This is a genomic window from Rhodovulum sp. PH10 (assembly GCF_000293785.1).
Classification (GTDB): Bacteria; Pseudomonadota; Alphaproteobacteria; order Rhizobiales; family Xanthobacteraceae; genus Rhodoplanes.
Map to the genome: position 1 here is coordinate 35,799 of NZ_AKZI01000081.1, position 23,316 is coordinate 59,114.

The window sequence follows — 23,316 nt, forward strand, 5'->3', positions numbered from 1 at the left end:
CGGCGTCGTCCGGGGTCGAGCCCGCGTCGACGCGCAACGTCGGCGAAGTCGGCCGGCGATCGCGCGGCCGTCCCGCTCCTGTCACGGAACAACCGCCGCGACGCGGCATCGTTCGTCGCATCGGTGCGGTTTTCCGGCGGACGGCCGCGCCGTTGGTACGGTGGAGAACGATGATCCGCCGAGGCTCGGCGGACCGGCGGCTCACGCCGGTCGCGGCAGCCGGTCGAGATAGGTGTCGAGCGTGATCGGATAGTCGCGCACGCGCACGCCGGTGGCGTTGTAGATCGCGTTGGCGATCGCCGCACCGACGCCGCACAGGCCGAGCTCGCCGACCCCCTTGGCCTTCATCGGCGAGGAGATCGGGTCCGCCTCGTCGAGAAAGATCACCTCCTGATGCGGGATGTCGGCATGGACCGGCACCTCGTAGCCGGCGAGGTCGTGATTGACGAAGAAGCCGCGGCGGGTGTCGACCGAGAGCTTCTCCATCAGGGCGGCGCCCGCCCCCATCGTCATCGCCCCGATCACCTGGCTGCGCGCCGATTTCGGGTTGAGGATGCGGCCGGCCGAGCACACCGCCAGCATGCGCCTGAGCCGCGTCTCGCCGGTATGGGCGTCGACCGCCACCTCGACGAAATGGCCGGCGAAGGTCGACTGCTGATAATCCTTGGCGAGGCTGCCGTACTCGATGCCGTCCTCGGCCGACAGCCCCTCGCCGGCCGCCTCGCCGAGCGGCACGCGGCGATCGCCCGACATGACCTCGCCGTCCGCGAAGTCGATGTCGGTCGCGTTGAGGCCGAGCTTGCGGGCGACCGCATCGCGCAGCCTCACGCAGGCGGCGTAGACCCCGGCAGTGGCGTTGTTGGCGCCCCACTGCCCGCCCGACCCGGCCGACGCCGGGAAGTCGGAATCACCGAGCCGCACCACCACCTTCTCCAGGCCGACGCCGAGCATCTCGGCCGCGGTCTGGGCGATGATCGTGTAGCTGCCGGTGCCGATGTCGGTCATGTCGGTCGAGACCGTGACCACGCCGTGCCGGTCGAGCTCCACCCGGGCGGACGATTTGGTGAGCAGGTTGTTGCGGAAGCCGGCGGCGACGCCGAGGCCGATCAGCCAGCGGCCGTCGCGCACGCTGGCGGGCTTCGGATCGCGGGCGCTCCAGCCGAACCGCTCCGCCCCCAGCCGCAGGCAGCCGACGAGATCGCGATACGAGAACGGGCGGCCGGGATGGGCCGGGTCGACCTGGGTGTCGTTGCGGATGCGGAACTCGACCGGGTCGAGCCCGAGCGCCTCGGCCATCTCGTCGATCGCGATCTCCAGTGCCATCATGCCGGGCGCCTCGCCCGGCGCGCGCATGGCGTTGCCTTCTGGCAGATCGAGCCGCGCGAGCCGCATCGCGATCATCCGAGCGGCGCCGGCATAGAGCAGCTTAGTCTGGGCGACCGCCGTCTCCGGCGAGCCGTCCGGCAGGTTGCCGGAGGTGCTTTCGTGGGCGATCGCGGTGATCCGGCCGTCCCGCTCGGCGCCGATGCGGATGCGCTGGATGGTCGCCGGGCGGTGCGTCGTGTTGTTGATGACGAGCGGCCGGGTGAGCGCCACCCTGACCGGCCGTCCGGCCGCCTTCGCGCCGAGCGCCGCCAGCACCGCGTCGGCGCGCACGAACAGCTTGCCACCGAACCCGCCGCCGACATAGGGCGAGACGACCCGAACCTTCTCCGCCGGCATGCCGAGGATGTCGGCGACCGCCTTCTTGCTCCAGGCGATCATCTGGTTCGAGGTCCACAAGGTGAGGCGGTCGCCGTCCCACACCGCGACGGTGGCGTGCGGCTCGATCATCACGTGGCTCTGGTCGGGCGTCGTGTAGGTCCGGTCGAGCGTCACCGGCGCAGCCGCGAACGCCGTCTCGAAATCGCCCACCCGGTGCACCGGCTCGTCGCCGTCGCCGTGCAGCGGCGCGTGTCCCGCTTCCGCAGCGAGATCGAACCGTCCTTGCTCCGGCGTGTAGTCCGCGCGGATCAGCGCCGCCGCCGCGCGGGCCTGCTCGAACGTCTCGGCGACCACCACCGCGATCGCCTGATGGTAGTGCTGGATCTCGGCGCCGCCGAACAGGTAGGCGTAGTTCATCCGGCCGCGGCCGAGCCGCGGCACGTCGAGCGTCGTCACCACCGCGAGCACCCCCGGCGCCGCGCGTGCCGCCCTCACGTCGATCGTCTCGACGCGGCCCCTGGCGATCGCCGCGCCGACCACGACGCCGTACGCCTGGTTCGGCGCCACGTCGTGGCGCTCGTGGGCATAAAGCGCGGTGCCGGTGGTCTTGAGCGGCCCGTCGATGCGATCGACGGGGCGGCCGACGACGGTGAGGCGGTCGATCGGGTTGAGGCCTGCGGGATGCTCGAACTTCATGCCGTCACTCCCTCGCATCCGAAATCGCAGCGGCGATCGTCCGCTCGACCAGCGGCAGCTTGAACGCGTTGTCGGCGGTCGGCCGGGCGCCGGCGAGCAGCGCATCGGCGACCGCCTTGGCGCCCGACGGCAGCTCGGCCTCGGCCGCCTCCGCACGCCACGGCTTGGGCGCGACGCCGCCGAGCGCGACGCGCCCGGTCCCGTCCGGCCGGATCACCGCGGCGACCGACACCAGCGCGAACGCGTAGGACGCGCGGTCGCGGACTTTTCGATAGACGTGCGTGCCGCCGAGCGGCTTCGGCAGCGTCACCGCCGTGATCAGCTCGCCTCGCGCGAGCGCCGTCTCGACATGCGGGGTGTCGCCGGGCAGGCGATGGAAGTCGGCGATCGGGATCGCGCGGGTGGTGCCGTCCGCCGTCACCGTCTCGACCCGCGCATCGAGCAGCCGCAGCGCCACCGCCATGTCGCTCGGATGGGTGGCTATGCACGCGTCGCTGCCGCCGATCACCGCGAGCGGCCGGCCGTAGCCGCCGATCGCGGCGCATCCGGAGCCGGGCTGCCGCTTGTTGCAGGGCTGATAGGTGTCGTAAAAATAGGGGCAGCGGGTGCGCTGGAGCAGATTGCCGGCGGTGGTCGCCTTGTTGCGCAGCTGGCCGCTCGCGCCGGCCAGGATCGCGCGGGCGAGCACGCCGTAGTCGCGCCGCACCCGCGGGTCGCTCGCCAGCGCCGTGTTGGTCACCCGTGCGCCGATCCGCAAGCCGCCGTCGTCGGTCGCCTCGATCGTGTCGAGCCGCAGATCCTGCACGTCGACCAGATGCCCCGGCGTCTCGATCTGCAGCTTCATCAAGTCGAGCAGGTTGGTTCCGCCGGCGATGAACTTCGCGTCCGGCCGGCGCGTCACCGCTGCCGCCGCCGCGGCCGGGGTGGTCGGGCGCTCGTAGGTGAACGGCTTCATGCTTTCACTCCGGCGACCTCGGCCATGGCGTCGACGATGTTGGAATAGGCCCCGCACCGGCAGATGTTGCCGCTCATCCGCTCGCGGATCTCGAGATTGGTGAGGGGCGGCGCTGCGCCGAGATCCGCGGTGACGTGACTGGGCACCCCCGCCTCGATCTCCGCCAGCACGGCGACCGCCGAGCAGATCTGCCCCGGCGTGCAGTAGCCGCACTGATAGCCGTCGTGCCGCACGAAGGCCGCCTGCATCGGGTGCAGCGCGCCCGGCGTGCCGAGCCCTTCGATCGTCGTGATGCGGTCGCCGTGATGCTGCACGGCGAGGCTGAGGCAGCTGTTGATCCGGGTGCCGTTCACCAGCACGGTGCAGGCGCCGCACTGCCCGTGGTCGCAGCCCTTCTTGGTGCCGGTGAGCCTCAGATGCTCGCGCAGCGCGTCGAGCAGCGTGGTGCGGGTGTCGATCTCGGCGAGGTCGCAGGGCGTGCCGTTGACCTCGAAGGAGAGCTTCATCATCGAAGGAGCGTCCTGTGGTGCCGCACCGGCCGAAGGCGGGCGCGGCGATTGCGCGGCGGCGGGCGGCACCGCCCCGACGACGAGAGACGCGGCGCCACCGACGACGACGCCCCGCCGCGACGGATCGAACCCGCTCGGCTCGGCCATGGCACGTCTCCTCTATCCGCCGCCGGGGTTTTGCGGCTGTCCTCGCCGGACGTGTCGAGACGTCGGCGCGCGCTCGGGGGTGGCACTCGCTCGAGCGACCGGCGTCCCCCGGACGGGACAAGTCGCGACGGCCCGTCCGGTTTCGCCCGGTGTTCTTGCGCAGTGCCCCGCGAATCGCCGGGTTCGGAAGACGGAGCCGAAAGCCACGCGCTCGGGTTGTCCTTTACGGCGCCTCGCGGCGCCCGCGGGGAGCAACGGCGAACGACCGCCGTCCGCCCGACGCCAAAACGTCCGGGACGAACCGAGGTCGAACCACGCTTTGTCGTCAATGCACGAACGGCGCCGACGTTCACCCGCCGGCAGCCGCCGGTACCCGGATCGGCGTCCGCGTCCGTCCCTTGCCGCTCGGGTGCTCAGGCCGAAACGGCCTCGCGGCGCACCAGCCGGCCGAGCGCACGGAACTCACTGCGCGCGGCGGTGTGCGCATGCGCCTCGATCGCGTGATAGAGGTCGACCACCTGCTCGCCGGCGCGGGTGAGCGCGGCGCCGCCGCCGTGCCGACCGCCAGCCTCGGTGGTGACGGCCGGCGAGCGGAGCTGGCGGTTCACCTCCTCCACCAGCAGCCAGGCGCGGCGATAGGACATGCCGAGCGTGCGGGCGGCGGCCGAGATCGAGCCGGCGGTGCGGATCGCCTCCAGAAGCGCGATCTTTCCGGGGCCGATGCGGCCTCCGCCGGGAAGGTCGATGCGGATCGACAGCCGTGTCGGGGTCATGGGCGCGTCTCCTCGGACGTTCGGAGAGACGAGAAGCGAACACGCCGCGCCCGTCAAGCGCCCGATCTGGTCGTGAACCCGACAGCGACCGACCGCATCGACCGCCGTGCCCGCCGCCCCGGATTTGCCGATTCGCTGTATTCGTAGGAATATGACGCCGTGACGGGTCGCCTCGCCGTCCGCCGCCCGCGTGGCACGTGCCTTGCCTCGTGGGGGGGGCGGACGCTTCGAGGGACCGTCGGCCGCCGCGGCCGACGACACCGTCCGGCGGACGGACGAGGGCCGAGAGTGTCGGGGATGACGAGCACCAACGACCGGATCGATGTCGCGAGCGACGGCTTCGTCGACGACTTCACGCACTGCTTCACCGGCGAGTGCCGCGTGAACGTGCTGCCGATCCTGTTCAAGATCAATCAGGTGATCGCCGAGAACGCCGATCTCGCGACGCTCGTCTCGATCGTCCTCGAGGGCATGCGCCGCCAGATGAAGATCGCGCGCGGCGCGATGATGCTGTACGAGCGCCGCTCCGACGCGATCTTCATCCACGACTCGTTCGGCTTCACCGAGGAGGAGAAGAGCCGCGGCATCTACGCACCCGGCGAAGGCATCACCGGGCGGGTGGTCGAGACCGGCAAGGCGGTGATTCTGCCGCGCATCGACGAGAGCCCCGACTTTCTCGACCGCACCCGCGCCCACAAGGGCCGCACCCGCGGCAAGACGGCGTTCTTCTGCGTGCCGATCGTGCTCGCGCAGAAGGTGGTCGGGACGATCTGTGCCGAGCGCGTCTACATGAATCAGCGGCTGCTCGCCCAGGACGCCGAGCTCCTGGCGATGATCGCCGCGCTGATCGCGCCGACCGTCGAGCTGTACCTCATCGAGAACGTCGACAAGGTGCGGCTCGAGGCCGAGAACCGGCAGCTGCGCAGCGCACTGAAGCAGCGCTTCAAGCCCTCGAACATCATCGGCAACTCCAAGCCGATGCTGGAGGTGTACTCGCTGATCCACAAGGTCGCCTCCACCAAGGCGACCGTGCTGCTGCTCGGCGAGAGCGGGGTCGGCAAGGAGTTGGTCGCCAACGCGATCCATTACGACAGCCCCTGCTCGGACGGCCCGTTCGTCAAGGCGAACTGCGCGGCGCTGCCGGAAGGCCTCGCCGAGAGCGAGCTGTTCGGTCACGAGAAGGGCGCCTTCACCTCCGCGGTCGCGACCCATCGCGGCTATTTCGAGCAGGCGAGCGGCGGCACCATCTTTCTCGACGAGGTCGGCGAGCTGAGCCTGACGACCCAGGCCAAGCTCTTGCGCGTGCTGCAGGAGAAGACGTTCGAGCGGGTCGGCGGATCGAAGCCGGTGAAGATCGACGTGCGCATCATCGCCGCCACCAACCGCAACCTCGCCGAGATGGTCGCCGACGGCACCTTTCGCGAGGACTTGTTCTACCGCCTCAACGTGTTTCCGATCACCATCCCGCCGCTGCGCGACCGCGGCAGCGACGTGATCACGCTGGCCGATCACTTCGTCACCACCTACGCGAACGAGATCGGCAAGCCGATCAAGCGCATCTCCACGCCCGCGATCGACATGCTGATGAGCTACCACTGGCCCGGCAACGTGCGCGAGCTGGAGAACGTGATCGAGCGCTCGGTGATCCTCGCCGAGGAAGGTGTGATCCACGGCTACGACCTGCCGCCCTCGCTGCAGACCGCGAGCGAGAGCGGCACCTCGTTCGGCATGACGCTCGAGGCAAAACTCGCGATGGTCGAGCACGAGATGATCGTCGAGGCGCTCAAGGCCTCGAGCGGCAATATCGGCAAGGCCGCCGACGATCTCGGCCTCACGCGGCGCATGCTCGGCGTGCGCATGCAGCGCCACGGCCTCACCTACAAGAGCTTCCGGATGACGCCGCCGCGCACCGGCGCCTGAGCGACGGTCTTCGGCTCCCGGCTCCCCGCCTCCGACGCCCAGCGCCCCGCGCCGGCGTGACCTTCTGCTTCCTGCGATCTCCTCGTCCCCGCCGCGCGGCGGCGTCGTCCCGTTTTCTCGTGCCGAGAAGCGACCGGAGGCCCGCGTCCCGAACCATGCGTCCACCGTTTCCCGCACGGTAAACTTCCGGCGATGAATTTACCGACTGCGTAAACCCTGAGGGCTCGGTGCGGACGCCGGACGAATCGACCGAAAGCGCACATTCTTTTCGCGAATTCACCGCAGCCGTTCATTTCCACGCCCGACGTCGTCCGCAGCGCGGGACGAGGCCGAATTCGCCAGTCCGCACGGTGGCTCCGCTCGTCGCCGCTCCGAAAGAAATTGACCGCGCGCGTCACGTGCGTCCCGGCCCGTCACGCACACCGCGAGTGGCACGGCCGTTGCTGATGAAGAGGCCACGGCGGCGGACATTTCCATCGTCCTGATCATTTCACGAAGGAGCTTCCACTCATGGCGACCCGCAAGGTGGCGATCTACGGCAAGGGCGGCATCGGAAAATCGACCACGACCCAGAACACGGCGGCGGCGCTCGCCTATTATCACGACAAGAACGTCTTCATTCACGGCTGCGACCCGAAGGCGGATTCGACCCGCCTGATTCTCGGCGGCAAGCCGCAGGACACCGTGATGGACACGCTGCGCACGCTCGGTGCCGAGAAGGTGACGCTCGACAAGGTGGTGAAGACCGGCTTCAAGGAGATCCGCTGCGTCGAGTCCGGCGGTCCGGAGCCCGGCGTCGGCTGCGCCGGCCGCGGCGTGATCACCGCGATCGATCTGATGGAAGCCAACAAGGCCTACACCGACGACCTCGACTTCATCTTCTTCGACGTGCTCGGCGACGTGGTGTGTGGTGGCTTCGCGATGCCGATCCGCGACGGCAAGGCGCAGGAGGTCTACATCGTCGCCTCCGGCGAGATGATGGCGATCTATGCCGCCAACAACATCTGCAAGGGCCTCGTGAAATACGCCAAGCAGAGCGGCGTTCGGCTCGGCGGCATCATCTGCAACAGCCGCAAGGTGGACGGCGAGCGCGAGTTTCTCGAGGAGTTCACCTCCGCGATCGGCACCAAGATGATCCACTTCGTGCCGCGCGACAACATCGTGCAGAAGGCCGAGTTCAACAAGAAGACGGTGACCGAGTTCGACCCCGAGGCCTGCCAGGCGCAGGAGTACAAGCAGCTCGGGGCGGCGATCGCCGACAACACCGACTTCGTCATTCCGAAGCCGCTGTCGATGGACGAGCTCGAGAAGATGGTCGTCAAATACGGCCTGATGGACTGAGCGCGGCGTCGGGAACGGGTCCTCTCCGTCGTTCCGGAAGCCGGCTACAGGTCGGCGATCCGGAACGACCGGTCGAGAGGATCCCGGTCCCGCACGAGAACCGGAACGCCCACAGGAAACCAGCCATGCCTTATCACGAGTTCGACTGCTCGAAGTGCCTTCCCGAACGGCAGAAGCACGCCGTCGTCAAGGGCGCGGGCGACAATCTGACGACCGCCCTGCCGCTCGGCTATCTCAACACCATCCCGGGCTCGATCTCGGAGCGCGGCTGCGCCTATTGCGGCGCCAAGCACGTCATCGGCACGCCGATGAAGGACGTGATTCACATGAGTCACGGTCCCGTGGGCTGCACCTACGACACCTGGCAGACCAAGCGCTACATCTCCGACAACAACAATTTTCAGCTCAAATACACCTTTGCGACCGACGTGCGCGAGAAGCACATCGTGTTCGGCGCCGAGGCCATGCTCAAGCAGAACATCATCGAGGCGTTCAAGGCGTGCCCCGACATCAAGCGCATGACGATCTACCAGACCTGCGCCACCGCGCTGATCGGTGACGACATCAATGCCGTCGCGCAGGAGGTGATGGACGAGATGCCGGACGTCGACATCTTCGTCTGCAACTCGCCGGGTTTCGGCGGCCCGTCGCAGTCCGGCGGGCACCACAAGATCAACATCGCCTGGATCAACGACAAGGTCGGCACCGTCGAGCCGGAGATCACTTCGGACTACGTGATCAACTATGTCGGCGAGTACAACATCCAGGGCGACCAGGAGGTGATGCTCGACTACTTCACCCGCATGGGCATCCAGGTGCTGTCGACTTTCACCGGCAACGGCACCTATGATGGCCTGCGGGCGATGCACCGCGCGCATCTCAACGTGCTCGAATGCGCCCGCTCGGCCGAATACATCTGCAACGAGCTGCGCGCCCGCTACGGCATTCCGCGGCTCGACATCGATGGCTTCGGCTTCGAGCCGCTGGCGCAGTCGCTGCGCAAGATCGGCATGTTCTTCGGCATCGAGGACCGCGCCGAGGCGATCATCGCCGAGGAGACCGCGCGCTGGAAGCCCGAGCTCGACTGGTACAAGGAGCGACTGAAGGGCAAGAAGGTGTGCCTGTGGCCGGGCGGCTCGAAGCTGTGGCACTGGGCGCACGCGATCGAGGAGGAGATGGGCGTCAAGGTCGTCTCGGTCTACACGAAATTCGGCCACCAGGGCGACATGGAGAAGGGCATCGCGCGCTGCGGCGAGGACGCGCTGGCGATTGACGATCCGAACGAGCTCGAAGGGCTCGAGGCGATGGAGCGGCTGAAGCCCGACGTGATCTTCACCGGCAAGCGACCCGGCGAGGTGGCCAAGAAGATCGGCGTGCCGTACCTCAACGCGCATGCTTATCACAACGGCCCGTGGAAGGGCTGGGAAGGCTGGGTGCGGTTCGCCCGCGACATCTACAACGCGATCTACTCGCCGATCCATCAGCTCGCGCTGGTCGACATCTCCAAGGACGAGATCGCGACCGACCGCGGCTTTCTCACGCAGCGCCTGCTGTCGGACCGCACGCTCGCCGAGGAGATCCGCACCTCGACACGGCTGCGCGAATACACCGGCACGTACGACCCGATCGCCGCGCTGCGCAAGAAGAACCCGCCCTACTTCACCCCGATGGCCGCAGCCGCCGAGTGACGAGGCCCGCATGACCAAGATCACCCACTCGGTGGTGTCAGACCACCCTTTTCCGAACGATGCGGCGGCGGCCGACGCCGCCCTCGCCGCCTGGGAGGCGCTCGACGACGTGACGCGCGACAGAGTCGACGTGATGGTCGACTGGATCATGAAATACTGCCTGTGGCAGTTCCATTCGCGCGCCTGGGACCGCACGCGCCAGAACGCCGGAATTCTCTCGATCACCGCGACGCTGCTCTGTGACGAGCCCTACACGCCGCAAACACCCGACGAGAAGGTCTACTGGGTCGACGCGGTGACGCTCGCGCGGAACTACCGAAAAATCTGCCCGTGGCTCGCGGACATGTCGAAGGACGAGATCAAGTCGCTCGTGACGGCACTGCACGCCCGCATCGAGTATCTCACCGTCACCGGGTCGCTCAACGAAGAGCTGACCGACCAGCACTACTGATCGGATCATGTCATGAACTGTGAACTCAAGCCGAAGGACCGGATCGGCACGATCAATCCGATCTTCACCTGCCAGCCGTGCGGCGCGCAGTACGCCTCGATCGGCATCGAGGACTGTATCGGCATCGTCCATGGCGGCCAGGGCTGCGTGATGTTCGTGCGGCTCCTGATCTCGCAGCACCTGAAGGAGAGCTTCGAGATCGCCTCCTCCTCGGTGCACGAGGACGGCGCCGTGTTCGGCGCGCTCGACCGCGTCGAGGAAGCCGTCGACGTGCTCCTGATGCGCTACCCCAACGTCAAGGTGGTGCCGATCATCACCACCTGCTCGACCGAGGTGATCGGCGACGACGTCGACGGCGTCGTCACCAAGCTGCAGGACGAGCTGCTCTCGGTGAAGTATCCGGATCGCGAGGTGCATCTGATCCCGATCCACACGCCGAGCTTCGTCGGCAGCATGGTGACCGGCTACGATGTCGCCGTGCGCGACTTCGTGAAATACTTCTCCAAGAAGGACAAGCCGAGCTTCAAGCTCAATCTGATCACCGGCTGGGTCAATCCCGGCGACGTGAAGGAGCTCAAGCACCTGCTCGCCGAGATGCAGGTCGATGCCACGGTGCTGTTCGAGATCGAGAGCTTCGACAGTCCGCTGATGCCGGACAAGAGCGCGGTGTCGCACGGCTCGACCACCATCCAGGATTTGGTCGGAACCGCGGACGCGCAGGGCACCATCGCGCTCAACCGCTACGAAGGCGGGCAGGCGGCCAAGTGGCTGCAGACGCGGTGGGACGTTCCGGCGATCATCGGGCCGACGCCGATCGGCATCCGCAACACAGACACCTTCCTGCGCAATGTGAAGGAGATGACCGGCAAGCCGATCCCGGAATCGCTGGTGCGCGAGCGCGGCATCGCGATCGATGCGATCACCGACCTCGCCCACATGTTCCTCGCCGACAAGCGGGTGGCGATCTACGGCAACCCCGATCTGGTGATCGGCCTCGCGGAGTTCTGCCTCGATCTCGAGATGAAGCCGAAGCTCCTGCTGCTCGGCGACGAGAACGCCGGCTATGCCGACGATCCGCGCATCGCCGCACTGAAGGAGAACGTCGACTACCCGATGGAGATCGTCACCAATGCCGACCTGTTCGAGCTGGAGGACCGCATCAAGAACGGGCTCGAGCTCGATCTGATTCTCGGCCATTCGAAGGGGCGGTTCGTGGCGATCGACAACAACATCCCGATGCTGCGGGTGGGCTTTCCCACCTACGACCGCGCCGGCATGTATCGCCATCCGGTGGTCGGTTACGCGGGCGCCACCTGGCTCGCCGAGCAGATGGCGAACGTGATCTTCACCGACATGGAATACAAGAAGAACAAGGAGTGGATCCTGAACGTGTGGTGATCGCGGGCGTGGTCCCGGCGCCGTTTCGCGCGCGCGGCTCGTTCCCGCGGACGACGACGAGGACCACGAACGGCCGGCGGCGGAGGTGGTGAGCCGCCGCCGGTCCCACTCGTACCAGCGCATTGCTCGTCACGAAAACTCGCAGGGCCGGAGGCCCGCATGAAGATCGCCGTCCATGTCGATGCCGAAGGCGAGGTCGCGAAAATCTCGCAACCCGGCGCCATCCTGGTGTTCGCGCAGAGCGGCGCCACCTGGACGGTGCACAAGACGATCCGCTTCGCCGTCGGCGACGCGCGTGATCTCGCCGCGATCCACGCGTCGCTCGCCGCCGCGGTCGCGGAGTTCGAGGACTGCCGGGTGTTTCTCTCGCGGGACGTGCGCGGTGTGGTCAACTCGATCCTGCAGGAGATGGGCATTCGAACGTGGCAATCGCACGGCTCGTTGTTCGCCCAGCTCGACATCGTGGCGCGCCGGGAGAACGAACGTGATCAGCAGGAGGCGGCGGAGCAGCGCGCGGCGCGCAAGCACGAGCGGGAGCGCGGCCGGCACCGGCGCCACCATCTCGACGGCGTCGACAGCGGCGCCGAGAGGACCGGCCCGGAGCCGGTCGGCGCGCCCGGCAGCGGGCATTATCGGCTCGACCTCGTCGCGCTGCTCGCGACCGCGCCCGATGTCAATGCGTGGGACATTCTGATTCCGTTTCTCACCGGCACGCCGTTCCGCCGCCTCGACGTCGTGTGCGACGAGGTCCCGCGCTGGCTGGCGCGCGCCGTCCGCGCGCTGAACATGGTCGCCGAGGTCGAGCCGCCGGCCCGCCCGGGTGACACCTTCACCACCCTCGTCGTCCACAGACAGCAGGCCGTCCCATGATCCACCGCATCCCTCTCCGCACACCCTCGCCGACCGCGCGGCCGAAGGGCGGACGGTCGCGTCCGACCACGCTCTTGTTCGCCTATGGGGCGACGATGAATCCGTCGCAGATCGCGGTGCGCCGCAGCCGGCCGGCGGTGGTCGCGGTCGCCCGCCTGCCCGGCTGGGCGCTCGGCTTCTTCGGCCATTCGGAGGTGTGGGACAGCGCGCTCGAGACCCTGGTGCCGCAGGCGGGAGCCGAGACCTGGGGCGTCGTCTATGCGCTGACCGCGACCGATCTCGACCGGCTCGACGCCTGGCAGGGCGTCAAGCTGGACGGTGGCGGCAGCTATTTTCATTACCCGGTCGAGGTGATCGGCGAGGACGGCGCCACCCACCACGCGCTGTTCTATCGCAAGGCCGTGATGGGCGAGCCCGAGCTTCCGAGCGCCGAGTATCTCGCCTTCATCGCCGAGGGCGCGCGGGCGCGACACCTGCCGGCCGAGCGGGTCGCGGCGCTCGCGGCGATGCCGTCGCGGCCGGCCCGCTATCCGGTGCCGATGGGCGCGCGCGACGACGTGTTTCTCGCGCCCGAGCACACGTGCCAGTGCTGATTTCGCCGGCTATGCCCCTCACGAGCGGCCGACGCGCGGCCGTTCCGGCGGGTGCGCATTTTTCAGGAGTGTTTCGATGACGAGCCTTGCCGACATCCCGTCCCGCCCGATGCGGCGCAGGAGCCGCGAGATCACCGACCGCGCCGAGATCGACGCGATCGTCGGCGCCGACCGGGTGATGCATCTCGCGCTCGCGAGCAACGACGTGCCGTTCCTGGTGCCGGTGTTCTACGGATACGACGGCACCTCGCTCTATTTCCACTCGGCGAGCGCCGGCACGAAGATCGCGATCCTGAAGGAGAACAATCGGGTCTGCTTCGAGATCTCGGTCGACCAGGGGGTGGTGGTCGCCGAGGAGCCGTGCGACTTCGAGGCGCGGCACCGCACGGTGATCGGCTTCGGCCGGGCGAGCTTCGTCACCGACGAGGCCGAGAAGGTCCGGGCGCTCGACCTGATCGTGAAGAAGTTCACCGACACGCGGTTCGACTATCCGAAGGGCAAGCTGTCCATCACCACGGTGGTGCGGATCGACATCGACGGCATCAAGGGAAAATCCTACGGGATCGGCGAGCCGCGGCCGGAGGAGACCGTCGAGGAGGAGTGACCGACGCCCCGGCGTAAGTCGCGGTCTCGTGGTTGGAGACGCGCTCCTCGAGCGCTGCTCACCACGAGGTCGGACGCCGCGAGCCCACGGACCGCGGCGACATCAGAACCAGCCGTGATGGGCGCGCACCTTGTAGCGGCCGCCGATCACCAGATACTCACCCTCGTGGTCGAGCACGGTGCCGGCGAGCAGGCCGGGGAAGAACAGGAGCTTCACGGTCGGCACCTCGGTCTCCAGCACCCAGTCGCCGAACTCGTCGGCCCGCTCCTTGGAGGCGCTGAACGACACCAGATTGTTCAGCCGGACGATGCAGTGCCGGGTGCGGGCGTCGCCCTCGACCAGCTGCTCCTCGACATTGTTGGTGCCGCGCCACAGGCGCACGAAGCGCGGCCCCGGCGCCTTGAAGCGGCGGATGCTCCACTGGCAGAACTCGTAGACGAGATCGAACTGCTGATGGATGCAGTTGTCGTGGAAGCGCGGGTCGGTCTTCTCGGCGAGATAGGCGATCCAGCCGGGGGAGGGAAACAGGCCGAGGCGCTCCTTGTGAAACACCGGCACCAGCCCGAACCGGCTCTCGACCCACCCCTTCAGCACCGCCGCCTTGGCGCTGTTGGAATCGACGCCCCAGCCGCGCAGCAACTCGACATAGCTGGTCGCGCCGCGTCGCCGGCCCACGGCTGCGTCCTCGGGCGGCGGGCCGAGGCCGAACTCCAGCTCCATGTAGTGGGCGAACACCTCGGCCGCCTCGGCCTGCGTGCCGCATCGGGCGAGCAGGCGAAACAGCCCGGGATGGGTTTCGCGGGTGCCGTGGATGGTGACCCGCCGCAGGCAGCGGTTGAAGGTGGTGGAGCCGAGCAGCGGCACCGGCACGCCGACCATGTTGGCGCAGTACCAGTGCTCGGGATCCTCGGTCCGCGGCTGATCGAACGACACGGTCATCGGGATCGGACCTGCTTCGGCGCCTCGGCAATCGCGCGAGCCGGCGTTCCCCGGGCGCCGACCGGCCGCCGACCGAGCGGCCACCGTCGCTCGGGCCGCCGAGCCGTATCGGACGGTATACATGGGCACGACCCTGTGACAAGCCCGGCGGCGGCCCGACGAAGCGCCGCCGCCGCGCCTTCCGGAGTGCCGTGTCGCGTCCCCTCCTCGCTTCCCTGCTCCCGCCTCTCGTCAGCCCCCCGCCTCGGGCACCCCGGCCTCGATCGCCAGCGCGTGCACGCCGCCGGCGATCTCGTCGGCCAGCGCCGCGTTGATCATGCGGTGGCGCTCGATCCGCGACGTTCCGCGAAACGCTTCGGCAACGATGCGCACCCGAAAATGGGTCTCGCCTTCCGGCCGCGCACCCGCATGGCCGGCATGCCGTGCGGACTCGTCGATCACCTCGAGGCGAGCCGGCGCGAACGCCGCCTGGAGCTTTTCCGTCATCCTGTCGCGAACACCCATGGCGCATCCTATGTAGGAGAGGCTATTCCCCGAAACCGAGCGGTCCGGTTCGAACCGGCCGGCAGCACATCGGTCGCCCCCTGTCAATTCTTGCAGGGTCCCCGACGACGTCCATAATGGGCCGTGATGAAGTTCGACTCACCCTTATTCGACCGCATTCGCGTCAAGCCCGATCGCGACCGCCGTCCCGCCGAGGGACCGGTCTGCGAGTGGCCGGGCTGCTGCGCGGTCGCCACCCATCGCGCCCCCAAGGGTCGGACCCAGGCGCGCGAGTACTGGCGATTCTGCCTCGAGCACGTCCGCCAGTACAACCAGTCCTACGACTACTTCGCCGGCATGAGCGACGCTGCGGTGGCGTCCTTTCAGAAGGACGCGCTGACCGGCCACCGGCCGACCTGGAAGCTCGGCATGGCCGGGCCGCCGCGCATGAAGCGCTTGCACGAGCGGGTGTTCGGCGACGGCCCGGACGACCCGTTCGACGTCTATCGCGAGATCGGCGGCGCCGCCGGCCCGCACCCCGAGAGCCGCGCCGAGCAGGAGCGCCGCACCGTGCGCAATGCCGAGCGCAAGGCGCTGCAGTCGCTCGGCCTCGACGCCGGCGTCGGGCGCGCCGAGATCAAGGGCCGCTTCAAGGAACTGGTGAAGCGCCACCACCCGGACCTCAACGGCGGCGACCGCGGCGCCGAGGACAAGCTGCGCGAGATCATCGAAGCCTATACCTACCTCAAGTCCACCGGCCTCGCCTGATCCGGCGTGCGGTCCGGTTCCCGTCGTGCTCCGTCCGGCCGTCGCCGCTCGCGGCCTCTCGACGTGGTTCGGGACCGGTGAACCGGGCGAGCGACAAAAGGTTGAGACACAAGGGTGCCCCGCGTTCACTGAACGGTGACAAGCGGCGTCGCCCTCCCCATATTCCGGCAGGCTTCCGATCATTCGTACCGGTCTGCCGAGGCGGCCCGCACCGAGCACCTTCCGTGCCGGCCGGCCGGTCTGCTAGCTTGCGAGGCGTTTCGCGCGCTTCGAGCCGATCGTCCCCGGCGAGCCCGGGGCAGGAGGAGAGATGACTGCCACCACTGAAGCCGTGGCCGGGCTGCCCGACATGACCGTGTCGGTGCGACAGGTGTTCGGGATCGACGTCGACCTCGAGGTGCCGGCCTATTCCGAGCCCGACGAGCACGTTCCGGAGATCGATTCCGACTACCGGTTCGACCGCCCGACCACCCTCGCCATTCTCGCCGGCTTCTCGCGCAACCGGCGCGTGATGATCACCGGCTATCACGGCACCGGAAAGTCGACCCATATCGAGCAGGTGGCGGCCCGCCTCAACTGGCCCTGCATCCGCGTCAATCTCGACAGCCACATCAGCCGCATCGACCTGATCGGCAAGGATGCGATCGTGATTCACGAGGGCCAGCAGGTCACCGAGTTCCGCGACGGCATTCTGCCGTGGGCGCTGCAGCACAACGTCGCGCTGTGCTTCGACGAGTACGACGCCGGCCGCCCCGACGTGATGTTCGTGATCCAGCGCGTGCTCGAGGTGTCGGGCCGGCTGACGCTGCTCGACCAGAACAAGGTGATCAAGCCGCACCCGGCGTTCCGCCTGTTCGCCACCGCCAACACGGTCGGCCTCGGCGACACCTCCGGCCTCTATCACGGCACCCAGCAGATCAATCAGGGCCAGATGGACCGCTGGTCGATCGTCTCGACGCTGAACTATCTGCCGCACGACAACGAGGTGGAGATCGTGCTCGCCAAGGCGAAGCACTATCGCAACGAGAAGGGCCGCGACATCGTCGGCAAGATGGTGCGGGTCGCCGACCTCACCCGCAACGCCTTCATGAACGGCGACCTGTCCACCGTCATGAGCCCGCGCACGGTGATCACCTGGGCGGAGAACGCCGACATCTTCAAGGATATCGGCTTCGCCTTCCGGGTGACGTTCCTCAACAAGTGCGACGAGCTGGAGCGCCCGCTGGTGGCCGAGTTCTACCAGCGCTGCTTCGGCCAGGAGCTGCCGGAGTCGGCCGTCAACATCGCGCTGAGCTGACCTGCGGCGAGCGGACGGGTGGCGAGCGGACCGGGTGGCTCAGTCGTGCCCCTCGAGGGCGGAGAGGCGCTGCTCGATCGCGCCGAGCCTCTCCTCCACCTCGGCGGCGGCGTAGCGGCCCAGCACGCTCTCCCCGAAGGCGAGCTTGCGGAGCTTTTCGATGCGCTCGGTGACGTCGTCGAACCGCTGGTTCGTCTGTTCCTGGTTCCGATCGATCTTTCGGTCCAGCGCTTCGATCATCGCGCGAATGTCGCGCAGCACGTACAGAGTGTGGTTTTCCGGGTCGGCCATGGCTCGGTCTCGCGCGTTCCGGTAGAAAGATGAGCCCGCGGTGCGGGCAAGTAAAGGTCGTGGATCACCCATGGCATCGAACAGCAAGCCGAGAAGCGGCAAGGACGCCCCGAACGAGCCCTTCAAGCGGGCGGTGACGATCTGCCTGCGGGCGATCGCCCGCAAGGGCGACCTCGAGGTGGTGTTCGCCTCCGACCGGCCGGGCGTCACCGGCAGCAAGGCGCGGCTCCCCGAGCCGCCCCGCAAGATCTCGCGCGCGGACGCGGCGATCGTGCGCGGCCATTCGGACTCGATGGCGCTGCGCATGGCCTGTCACGACGGCACCGTGCACCGCAAGCTGATGCCGGCGAACCAGCAGGCCCGCGCGGTGTTCGAGGCGGTCGAGCAGGCCCGCGTCGAGGCGATCGGCGCGCGGCGGATGCCCGGTGTCGCCGAAAATCTCGGCGCCATGCTGACCGACCGCTATCACCGCGGCCGCTACGACGAGATCACCGACCGCGCCGACGCGCCGCTCGAGGACGCGTTGGCGATGATCGTGCGCGAGCGCTTGACCGGCGCCGCCCCGCCGCCGCCAGCGCGCAAGATCGTCGAGCTGTGGCGCCCGTTCATCGAGGCCAAGGCCGGGCGCGACCTCGACAAGCTCGGCCGCGTGCTGGAGGACCAGCGCCGGTTCGGCGACATCGTCCACGATCTGCTCGACTCGCTCGAGATGGGCGACCAGCGTGCCTCCTCGCAGGAGGACGAGCCGGAGGAGGACGATTCCTCCAACGAGGGCCAGAGCGACGAGCAGGACCAGAGCGGCGAGACGAGCGAGTCGGAATCGAGCGAGCAGGCGAGCGTCGAGGACGCCGACGCCTCCGCCGAGGAGCAGCCCGACAGCATGGCGGAAGCGCTCGACGCGCCCTCCGCCGAGCTGCCGGACGACGCCGAATCCGGCGACCCCGACGCCGCCTCCGAGCCGTGGCGAACGCGCCAGCGGCCGAACGAGCCGCGCGGGCCGGACTATCGCGCCTTCACCACCAAGTTCGACGAGATGCTGGGCGCCGAGGATTTGTGCGAGCCGGAGGAGCTCGAGCGGCTGCGCGGCTATCTCGACAAGCAGCTCGCGCATCTGCAGGGCGTGGTCGCCCGCCTCGCCAACCGCTTGCAGCGCCGGCTGATGGCGCAGCAGAACCGCGCCTGGGACTTCGACCTCGAGGAAGGCCTGCTCGACCCCGCCCGCTTGACCCGCGTGGTGATCGACCCGATGCACCCCCTCTCGTTCAAGGCCGAGAAGGACACGGATTTCCGCGACACGGTGGTCACGCTGCTGATCGACAATTCGGGCTCGATGCGCGGGCGTCCGATCACGGTCGCCGCCACCTGCGCCGACATCCTCGCCCGCACGCTCGAGCGGTGCGGCGTGAAGGTGGAGATTCTCGGCTTCACCACCCGCGCCTGGAAGGGCGGGCAGTCGCGCGAAAAATGGCTCGCCGAGGGCAAGCCGGTGCATCCCGGCCGCCTCAACGATCTGCGCCACATCGTCTACAAGGCGGCCGACGCCCCCTGGCGTCGCGCGCGAAAGAATCTCGGGCTGATGATGCGCGAGGGCTTGCTCAAGGAAAACATCGACGGCGAGGCACTGGACTGGGCGCACAAGCGCCTGCTCGGCCGCCCCGAGCAGCGAAAGATCCTGATGATGATCTCCGACGGTGCGCCGGTCGACGACTCCACGCTGTCGGTCAATTCCGGAAATTATCTCGAGCGCCACCTGCGCTTCATCATCGAGGACATCGAGACCCGCTCGCCGGTCGAGCTGATCGCCATCGGCATCGGCCACGACGTGACGCGCTACTATCGCCGAGCGGTCACCATCGTCGACGCCGAGGAGCTGGGCGGCGCGATGACCGACAAGCTCGCCGAGCTGTTCGACGAGAAGATCCTGGCGAAGCAGGACCGCCGCGCCAAGCGCTCCGGCCGGCTCGCTTCGTGACGCGCCGGTGACCGGGTCCGAGGCGCCCCACCGAGCGCTCCGCCGGACGGGCCTTCCGATGCGGACGGCAGCGACCGCCGTCGCGGCGGCCTTGCTGTTCGCGGTGGTGCCCGTGTTCGGCCCCGTCGCCGGACAGGAAGGCATCGCGCAAAAAGATAAAGATCCGGGCGGCGGCACGCCGCTCGTGATCGAGGCCCGGCCGATCGGCTCGTTCCAGCCCGGCGCGCCGGACCGGGTGCGGTTCGGCCCCCTCGCCTTCCGTGGCGGGCTGGTGCTCACCTCGAAAAATCCGCGCTTCGGCGGGCTGTCGGGCCTGGTGATGCGCGACGCCGAGCATTTTGTCGCGATCAGCGATCGCGGCACCTGGTTTTCCGGCCGCATCGTCTATCGCGGCGACCGCCCCGCCGGCATCGCCGACGCGACGACGGCGACGATGCGCGGCCCGGACGGCCGCCCGCTCGACGCCAGAGGCTGGTTCGACACGGAATCGCTCACCGCCGACGGCGACCACCTGTTCGTCGGCATCGAGCGGGTCAACCGCATCGTTCGCTACGACCTCGGCCAGGACGGACTTCTGGCCCGCGGCGTGCCGATCGCGGTGCCGAACGGCGTCCGGCAGCTGCCGTTCAACAAGGGGCTCGAAGGGCTCGCCTTCGTTCCGCCCGGCCTGCCGCTCGCCGGCACGCTGATCGCACTGTCGGAGCGCGGGCTGGACGGCGACGGCAATGTGGTCGCCTTCCTGATCGGCGGAAAGACGCCCGGCAGCTTCGCCGTGCGCCGCCGCGACGACTTCGACATCTCCGACGCCACCATCCTGCCGACCGGCGACCTTCTGCTGCTGGAGCGCCGCTTCACCTGGACCACCGGCGTCGCCAGCCGCCTGCGCCGCATCCCGCTCGCCGCCATCGCGCCGGGCGCGCTGGTCGACGGCGAGATTCTGCTCACTGCCGACATGGGCTTCGAGATCGACAATCTGGAGGCGATCGGCGTGCATCGCGACGCGTACGGCGCGCTGGTGCTGACGCTCGTCTCCGACGACAATTTTTCCGTGATCCAGCGCACGCTGCTGCTGCAGTTCACGCTGATCGACGAGTGAGGGCGAGGCGCCGGCCGTTCACCCGCGCGCCGAGGCGGGCAGGCCGAACACGCGGTCGAAGGCGAGCGTGAAGACGAAGGTGTAGACCGTGAAGAACACGATCAGCCCGAGGTCGTAGAGAAACGCCTCGACGAGGCTCACCTCGAGCTGCCAGGCGATCAGCGGCACCAGCATCGCCACCAGCCCGCCCTCGTAGAGCACCGCGTGCGCCACCCGGCGCGCCGTGCCGCGGCCGCGCACCCGCCGCGTCGCCTCCCAGCGCTCGAAGGCGAGATTGAACAGAAACGCCCAGGTCACCGCGATGGCCGAGGAGGCGATCGCCACCACGCCGGTGTCGAGCGCCGGGCGGTCGGCGACCCAGGCGAGCGCGCCGCTCACCACGAGAATCGCGATCAGCTCGTAGACCACGACATAGACGATGCGGCGGACGGTGGGATTTTTCATGGGGTTCGTCGAGTACGGCTGCCGACCGGGCGGTCACGACCGCAAAGGCGAGGGACGACGGAAAAGAGCATCACACACGAAAAAAGCGCCGGCGACCGGCCGGCGCTCTTTTCATTGGGGGTGAGGCGTGTCGAGGGGCTTTCAGGCCGCCTCGGCCTCGGTCTCCTCGTCGTCGGCGCCCTTCGGGCCGCGCTTCGGCCCCTTGGCGAGCGACGCCTCGATTTCCTTCACCGCCTCGGTGTCGGTGATGCGCTGCACCGCCGAGATTTCGCGCGCGAGCCGGTCGAGCGCCGCCTCGTAGAGCTGCCGCTCGCTGTAGGACTGCTCGGGCTGGCTCTCGGAGCGATAGAGATCACGCACCACCTCGGCGATCGAGACGATGTCGCCCGAATTGATCTTGGCCTCGTATTCCTGCGCCCGGCGCGACCACATGGTGCGCTTGACGCGGGCCCGGCCCTTCAGGGTGTCGAGCGCGCGCTTGACGATCGGCGGCTCGGCGAGCTTGCGCATGCCCACCGCGGCGATCTTCGCGGTCGGAACGCGCAGCGTCATCTTGTCCTTGACGAAATTGATGACGAACAGCTCGAGCTTGTGGCCAGCGACCTCCTGCTCCTCGATCGCCGTGATCTGACCGACGCCGTGAGCCGGATACACGATGAACTCGTTCGTCTTGAAGCCTTGCCGCTGGGTGGTCTTCTTGTTGGTCATTCCCTGAACTGCTCCTTGAACCGCCGGCGAGGAGCCGGGGTCGTCCGGCCGTACCCGGCCGGCGGGTTGCTTGGCCGGAGTTTTGACGGCCGCCTTGGCGGTCGGCTTCTCCGGTCGGGACGGGGGCTCGGCGAGACCGACCGCCGACACCGGGCTCGCTGCCGGCTCGATCGGGCTCACCGCCGGCTCGGCCGAACGGGCCGACGGCTTCTTGGCCGGACGAGCCGGCGTGGAGGCGGCAGCGGGGGCGCCGACGCCGCGAACATGAGCGCGCGTTGCTTTCGACGCCTTGCGGCGAACTGCCGCCGACGTCGTCGAGGATGTCTTTGCAGCCGAAGTCTTTGTCGAGCCTTTCTCCGGCGTCGACGATTCGTGACGAGTTTTGCTTGCCACTGCTCTCGCGTGCTTTCTCGGGGAAAGGCACGCCTCCGTCTGACGGTTCCTCAGGGACGCTCCGAAAAATAAGGCTCCCGGGAGGGAGCGCGTCGGAGCGGAATCTCATGTGTGATGCTTATATATCACATTTCTTGCAAAAAACAAACACGTACGGTGCGGCAATTTCGGCCATCACCATACCAACCAACATTAATTTTTCGACTATTCGAAGGCCGGCCCCCGTGAAACGACGGGAACCGGGCCCTCTGCGTGCACGAGACGGGAATTCGGCAGGATCTCGGCGAGATTTCCGCGGGCCGAAAAGGCCGCCTTCGATCAGTCGCCGGCGCCCGGATTGGGCGAGAACTGGGCGAGCTTGCCGCTCTTGCCGTCCCACTCCTTGGCGTCGGGCAGCGTATCGCGCTTCACCGTCACGTTCGGCCAGGTCTTGGCGTACTGCGCGTTGAGCGCCTGCCACTGCTCGAGGCCGGTCTCGGTGTCCGGCTTGATCGCCTCGGCCGGGCACTCCGGCTCGCACACGCCGCAGTCGATGCACTCGTCGGGGTGGATGACGAGCATGTTCTCGCCTTCGTAGAAGCAGTCCACCGGACACACCTCGACGCAGTCCATGTACTTGCACTTGATGCAATTTTCGGTGACGACATAGGCCATGTGACAAACTCCAGGCACCGCATGCCGGACCGCTTTCGGGCGCCGCCCGGCGCTTTCGAGAATCGTCCCGCGGTGTGTCGGCCGCGCCGTGGCGCGGTCGGAGGCTCCGCCGATTCCCCCCGTTTTCGCAGGCTCTAGCGCATTGCACCGGGGGAGGCAAGCAAGCGGCGCCGAGCGGGAACGTGCGATCCCACGGCGGTTTCGACGCACCTCACTGCTCGTCGTCGCCGCGGCCGGTGAGGCGCAGAATGGCCCGCCGCTCCTGCTTGGTGGGGCGTCCGGCGCCGCGCTCCCGCACACCGTGCGCCGCCTCCTCGGGGAGCGCCGACGCGGAGCCCCCGGCGGCGGTGCCGGCCGGGCCGCCGTGCTCGACGAACAGCGCCGCCGCATCGGTCGCCGAGCCGCGCCGCTCGGCGAAGCCCGCCACCTCGAGCACCCGCACCCGGCTGTCGAGCGCGACGGTGACGACGTCGCCCGCCTTCACCGCCCGGCTCGCCGCGTCGATCCGCGTGCCGTTGAGCCGCACGTGCCCGGCGGCGGCGAGCGCCGCCGCGGCGGTGCGGGTCCGCACCACCCGGGCGTGCCAGAGCCACTTGTCGATGCGCTGGCGGTCCAAAAGCAC

Annotated in this window: 23 protein-coding genes; 12 read left to right on the forward strand and 11 right to left on the reverse strand. The window is 68.4% G+C overall.

Annotation, left to right across the window (positions count from 1 at the left end):
- Window positions 1-201: 201 nt before the first annotated feature.
- The 4 genes from paoC to A33M_RS13715 all read right to left on the reverse strand — a co-directional run bounded on the left by paoC (window position 202) and on the right by A33M_RS13715 (window position 4,784).
- Complete coding sequence (gene paoC / locus A33M_RS13700) at window positions 202-2,400, reverse strand: aldehyde oxidoreductase molybdenum-binding subunit PaoC (protein WP_008388087.1); 2,199 nt, start codon at window positions 2,398-2,400, stop codon at window positions 202-204.
- A 4-nt stretch (window positions 2,401-2,404) separates the two neighbouring features.
- Window positions 2,405-3,355 carry an FAD binding domain-containing protein gene (locus A33M_RS13705; protein ID WP_008388089.1) on the reverse strand — a complete coding sequence of 317 codons (951 nt, stop codon included), beginning with the start codon at window positions 3,353-3,355 and terminating at the stop codon, window positions 2,405-2,407.
- On the reverse strand, window positions 3,352-4,011 hold the full coding sequence (gene paoA / locus A33M_RS13710; protein ID WP_008388090.1) for an aldehyde dehydrogenase iron-sulfur subunit PaoA: 660 nt from the start codon (window positions 4,009-4,011) through the stop codon (window positions 3,352-3,354). Before paoA ends, A33M_RS13705 begins: the two co-directional genes overlap by 4 nt.
- A gap of 413 nt (window positions 4,012-4,424) precedes the next feature.
- Window positions 4,425-4,784, reverse strand: a complete 360-nt coding sequence (locus tag A33M_RS13715) for a winged helix-turn-helix domain-containing protein (protein WP_008388093.1) — start codon at window positions 4,782-4,784, stop codon at window positions 4,425-4,427.
- A 297-nt stretch (window positions 4,785-5,081) separates the two neighbouring features.
- Here A33M_RS13715 and A33M_RS13720 point away from each other — a divergent pair, with 297 nt between their 5' ends.
- From A33M_RS13720 to A33M_RS13755, 8 genes are all read left to right on the forward strand, one after another.
- On the forward strand, window positions 5,082-6,704 hold the full coding sequence (locus A33M_RS13720) for a sigma-54-dependent Fis family transcriptional regulator (RefSeq protein ID WP_008388095.1): 1,623 nt from the start codon (window positions 5,082-5,084) through the stop codon (window positions 6,702-6,704).
- A gap of 510 nt (window positions 6,705-7,214) precedes the next feature.
- A complete protein-coding gene (nifH, locus tag A33M_RS13725; protein WP_008388099.1) occupies window positions 7,215-8,045 on the forward strand; it encodes a nitrogenase iron protein in 831 nt (276 codons plus the stop codon).
- Between the two features lie 125 nt (window positions 8,046-8,170).
- The gene (gene anfD, locus A33M_RS13730) at window positions 8,171-9,733 is read left to right on the forward strand and encodes a nitrogenase iron-iron protein, alpha chain (RefSeq protein WP_008388100.1); all 1,563 of its coding nucleotides are present in this window, start codon (window positions 8,171-8,173) and stop codon (window positions 9,731-9,733) included.
- Between the two features lie 10 nt (window positions 9,734-9,743).
- Complete coding sequence (gene anfG / locus A33M_RS13735; protein WP_008388102.1) at window positions 9,744-10,184, forward strand: Fe-only nitrogenase subunit delta; 441 nt, start codon at window positions 9,744-9,746, stop codon at window positions 10,182-10,184.
- Between the two features lie 12 nt (window positions 10,185-10,196).
- Window positions 10,197-11,582: a Fe-only nitrogenase subunit beta gene (gene anfK / locus A33M_RS13740; RefSeq protein WP_008388104.1), complete on the forward strand. Its 1,386-nt coding sequence runs from the start codon at window positions 10,197-10,199 to the stop codon at window positions 11,580-11,582.
- A gap of 159 nt (window positions 11,583-11,741) precedes the next feature.
- A complete protein-coding gene (gene anfO / locus A33M_RS13745; protein ID WP_008388106.1) occupies window positions 11,742-12,452 on the forward strand; it encodes a Fe-only nitrogenase accessory protein AnfO in 711 nt (236 codons plus the stop codon).
- Window positions 12,449-13,045: a gamma-glutamylcyclotransferase family protein gene (locus A33M_RS13750; protein WP_008388109.1), complete on the forward strand. Its 597-nt coding sequence runs from the start codon at window positions 12,449-12,451 to the stop codon at window positions 13,043-13,045. Before anfO ends, A33M_RS13750 begins: the two co-directional genes overlap by 4 nt.
- 76 nt (window positions 13,046-13,121) lie before the next feature.
- Window positions 13,122-13,649 carry a pyridoxamine 5'-phosphate oxidase family protein gene (locus tag A33M_RS13755; protein WP_008388112.1) on the forward strand — a complete coding sequence of 176 codons (528 nt, stop codon included), beginning with the start codon at window positions 13,122-13,124 and terminating at the stop codon, window positions 13,647-13,649.
- A 102-nt stretch (window positions 13,650-13,751) separates the two neighbouring features.
- On the opposite strand, the gene A33M_RS13760 is transcribed toward A33M_RS13755, so the two are convergent.
- Both A33M_RS13760 and A33M_RS13765 read right to left on the reverse strand, forming a co-directional pair.
- Window positions 13,752-14,588 carry an NAD(+)--dinitrogen-reductase ADP-D-ribosyltransferase gene (locus tag A33M_RS13760; RefSeq protein ID WP_008388114.1) on the reverse strand — a complete coding sequence of 279 codons (837 nt, stop codon included), beginning with the start codon at window positions 14,586-14,588 and terminating at the stop codon, window positions 13,752-13,754.
- Between the two features lie 231 nt (window positions 14,589-14,819).
- Entirely contained in the window at window positions 14,820-15,092 is a 273-nt protein-coding gene (locus A33M_RS13765; RefSeq protein WP_008388116.1) for a BolA family protein, read from the reverse strand.
- Window positions 15,093-15,218: 126 nt separating this feature from the next.
- Between A33M_RS13765 and A33M_RS13770 the strand changes: the two genes are divergently transcribed.
- Both A33M_RS13770 and cobS read left to right on the forward strand, forming a co-directional pair.
- Window positions 15,219-15,839, forward strand: coding sequence for a J domain-containing protein (locus tag A33M_RS13770; RefSeq protein WP_040620606.1), 621 nt, complete (start codon window positions 15,219-15,221; stop codon window positions 15,837-15,839).
- Window positions 15,840-16,149: 310 nt separating this feature from the next.
- Window positions 16,150-17,136 (forward strand): cobaltochelatase subunit CobS, encoded by a 987-nt coding sequence (cobS, locus tag A33M_RS13775; RefSeq protein WP_008388119.1) that lies wholly within the window; start codon window positions 16,150-16,152, stop codon window positions 17,134-17,136.
- Between the two features lie 39 nt (window positions 17,137-17,175).
- Here the strand turns inward: cobS and A33M_RS13780 are convergent, their stop codons facing one another.
- A complete protein-coding gene (locus A33M_RS13780; RefSeq protein ID WP_008388121.1) occupies window positions 17,176-17,427 on the reverse strand; it encodes a hypothetical protein in 252 nt (83 codons plus the stop codon).
- Window positions 17,428-17,497: 70 nt separating this feature from the next.
- On the opposite strand from A33M_RS13780, the gene cobT reads away from it, so the two are divergent.
- Complete coding sequence (cobT, locus tag A33M_RS13785; RefSeq protein WP_008388123.1) at window positions 17,498-19,399, forward strand: cobaltochelatase subunit CobT; 1,902 nt, start codon at window positions 17,498-17,500, stop codon at window positions 19,397-19,399.
- Window positions 19,400-19,457: 58 nt separating this feature from the next.
- Window positions 19,458-20,495 (forward strand): esterase-like activity of phytase family protein, encoded by a 1,038-nt coding sequence (locus tag A33M_RS13790; protein WP_008388124.1) that lies wholly within the window; start codon window positions 19,458-19,460, stop codon window positions 20,493-20,495.
- 18 nt (window positions 20,496-20,513) lie between these two features.
- On the opposite strand, the gene A33M_RS13795 is transcribed toward A33M_RS13790, so the two are convergent.
- From A33M_RS13795 to A33M_RS23015, 4 genes are all read right to left on the reverse strand, one after another.
- Entirely contained in the window at window positions 20,514-20,939 is a 426-nt protein-coding gene (locus A33M_RS13795) for a PACE efflux transporter (protein WP_008388125.1), read from the reverse strand.
- A gap of 141 nt (window positions 20,940-21,080) precedes the next feature.
- Complete coding sequence (locus A33M_RS24665) at window positions 21,081-21,647, reverse strand: CarD family transcriptional regulator (protein WP_040620607.1); 567 nt, start codon at window positions 21,645-21,647, stop codon at window positions 21,081-21,083.
- 711 nt (window positions 21,648-22,358) lie between these two features.
- Complete coding sequence (fdxA, locus tag A33M_RS13805) at window positions 22,359-22,694, reverse strand: ferredoxin FdxA (RefSeq protein WP_008388128.1); 336 nt, start codon at window positions 22,692-22,694, stop codon at window positions 22,359-22,361.
- Window positions 22,695-22,905: 211 nt separating this feature from the next.
- Complete coding sequence (locus tag A33M_RS23015; RefSeq protein ID WP_008388129.1) at window positions 22,906-23,316, reverse strand: RNA-binding S4 domain-containing protein; 411 nt, start codon at window positions 23,314-23,316, stop codon at window positions 22,906-22,908.

What these genes read in the sequence shown, in the direction of transcription:
- paoC (WP_008388087.1), bottom strand. Translation starts at nt 2,400, where the DNA reads ATGAAGTTCGAGCATCCCGCAGGCCTCAACCCGATCGACCGCCTCACC.
- A33M_RS13705 (WP_008388089.1), bottom strand. Translation starts at nt 3,355, where the DNA reads ATGAAGCCGTTCACCTACGAGCGCCCGACCACCCCGGCCGCGGCGGCG.
- paoA (WP_008388090.1), bottom strand. Translation starts at nt 4,011, where the DNA reads ATGGCCGAGCCGAGCGGGTTCGATCCGTCGCGGCGGGGCGTCGTCGTC.
- A33M_RS13715 (WP_008388093.1), bottom strand. Translation starts at nt 4,784, where the DNA reads ATGACCCCGACACGGCTGTCGATCCGCATCGACCTTCCCGGCGGAGGC.
- A33M_RS13720 (WP_008388095.1), top strand. Translation starts at nt 5,082, where the DNA reads ATGACGAGCACCAACGACCGGATCGATGTCGCGAGCGACGGCTTCGTC.
- nifH (WP_008388099.1), top strand. Translation starts at nt 7,215, where the DNA reads ATGGCGACCCGCAAGGTGGCGATCTACGGCAAGGGCGGCATCGGAAAA.
- anfD (WP_008388100.1), top strand. Translation starts at nt 8,171, where the DNA reads ATGCCTTATCACGAGTTCGACTGCTCGAAGTGCCTTCCCGAACGGCAG.
- anfG (WP_008388102.1), top strand. Translation starts at nt 9,744, where the DNA reads ATGACCAAGATCACCCACTCGGTGGTGTCAGACCACCCTTTTCCGAAC.
- anfK (WP_008388104.1), top strand. Translation starts at nt 10,197, where the DNA reads ATGAACTGTGAACTCAAGCCGAAGGACCGGATCGGCACGATCAATCCG.
- anfO (WP_008388106.1), top strand. Translation starts at nt 11,742, where the DNA reads ATGAAGATCGCCGTCCATGTCGATGCCGAAGGCGAGGTCGCGAAAATC.
- A33M_RS13750 (WP_008388109.1), top strand. Translation starts at nt 12,449, where the DNA reads ATGATCCACCGCATCCCTCTCCGCACACCCTCGCCGACCGCGCGGCCG.
- A33M_RS13755 (WP_008388112.1), top strand. Translation starts at nt 13,122, where the DNA reads ATGACGAGCCTTGCCGACATCCCGTCCCGCCCGATGCGGCGCAGGAGC.
- A33M_RS13760 (WP_008388114.1), bottom strand. Translation starts at nt 14,588, where the DNA reads ATGACCGTGTCGTTCGATCAGCCGCGGACCGAGGATCCCGAGCACTGG.
- A33M_RS13765 (WP_008388116.1), bottom strand. Translation starts at nt 15,092, where the DNA reads ATGGGTGTTCGCGACAGGATGACGGAAAAGCTCCAGGCGGCGTTCGCG.
- A33M_RS13770 (WP_040620606.1), top strand. Translation starts at nt 15,219, where the DNA reads ATGAAGTTCGACTCACCCTTATTCGACCGCATTCGCGTCAAGCCCGAT.
- cobS (WP_008388119.1), top strand. Translation starts at nt 16,150, where the DNA reads ATGACTGCCACCACTGAAGCCGTGGCCGGGCTGCCCGACATGACCGTG.
- A33M_RS13780 (WP_008388121.1), bottom strand. Translation starts at nt 17,427, where the DNA reads ATGGCCGACCCGGAAAACCACACTCTGTACGTGCTGCGCGACATTCGC.
- cobT (WP_008388123.1), top strand. Translation starts at nt 17,498, where the DNA reads ATGGCATCGAACAGCAAGCCGAGAAGCGGCAAGGACGCCCCGAACGAG.
- A33M_RS13790 (WP_008388124.1), top strand. Translation starts at nt 19,458, where the DNA reads ATGCGGACGGCAGCGACCGCCGTCGCGGCGGCCTTGCTGTTCGCGGTG.
- A33M_RS13795 (WP_008388125.1), bottom strand. Translation starts at nt 20,939, where the DNA reads ATGAAAAATCCCACCGTCCGCCGCATCGTCTATGTCGTGGTCTACGAG.
- A33M_RS24665 (WP_040620607.1), bottom strand. Translation starts at nt 21,647, where the DNA reads ATGACCAACAAGAAGACCACCCAGCGGCAAGGCTTCAAGACGAACGAG.
- fdxA (WP_008388128.1), bottom strand. Translation starts at nt 22,694, where the DNA reads ATGGCCTATGTCGTCACCGAAAATTGCATCAAGTGCAAGTACATGGAC.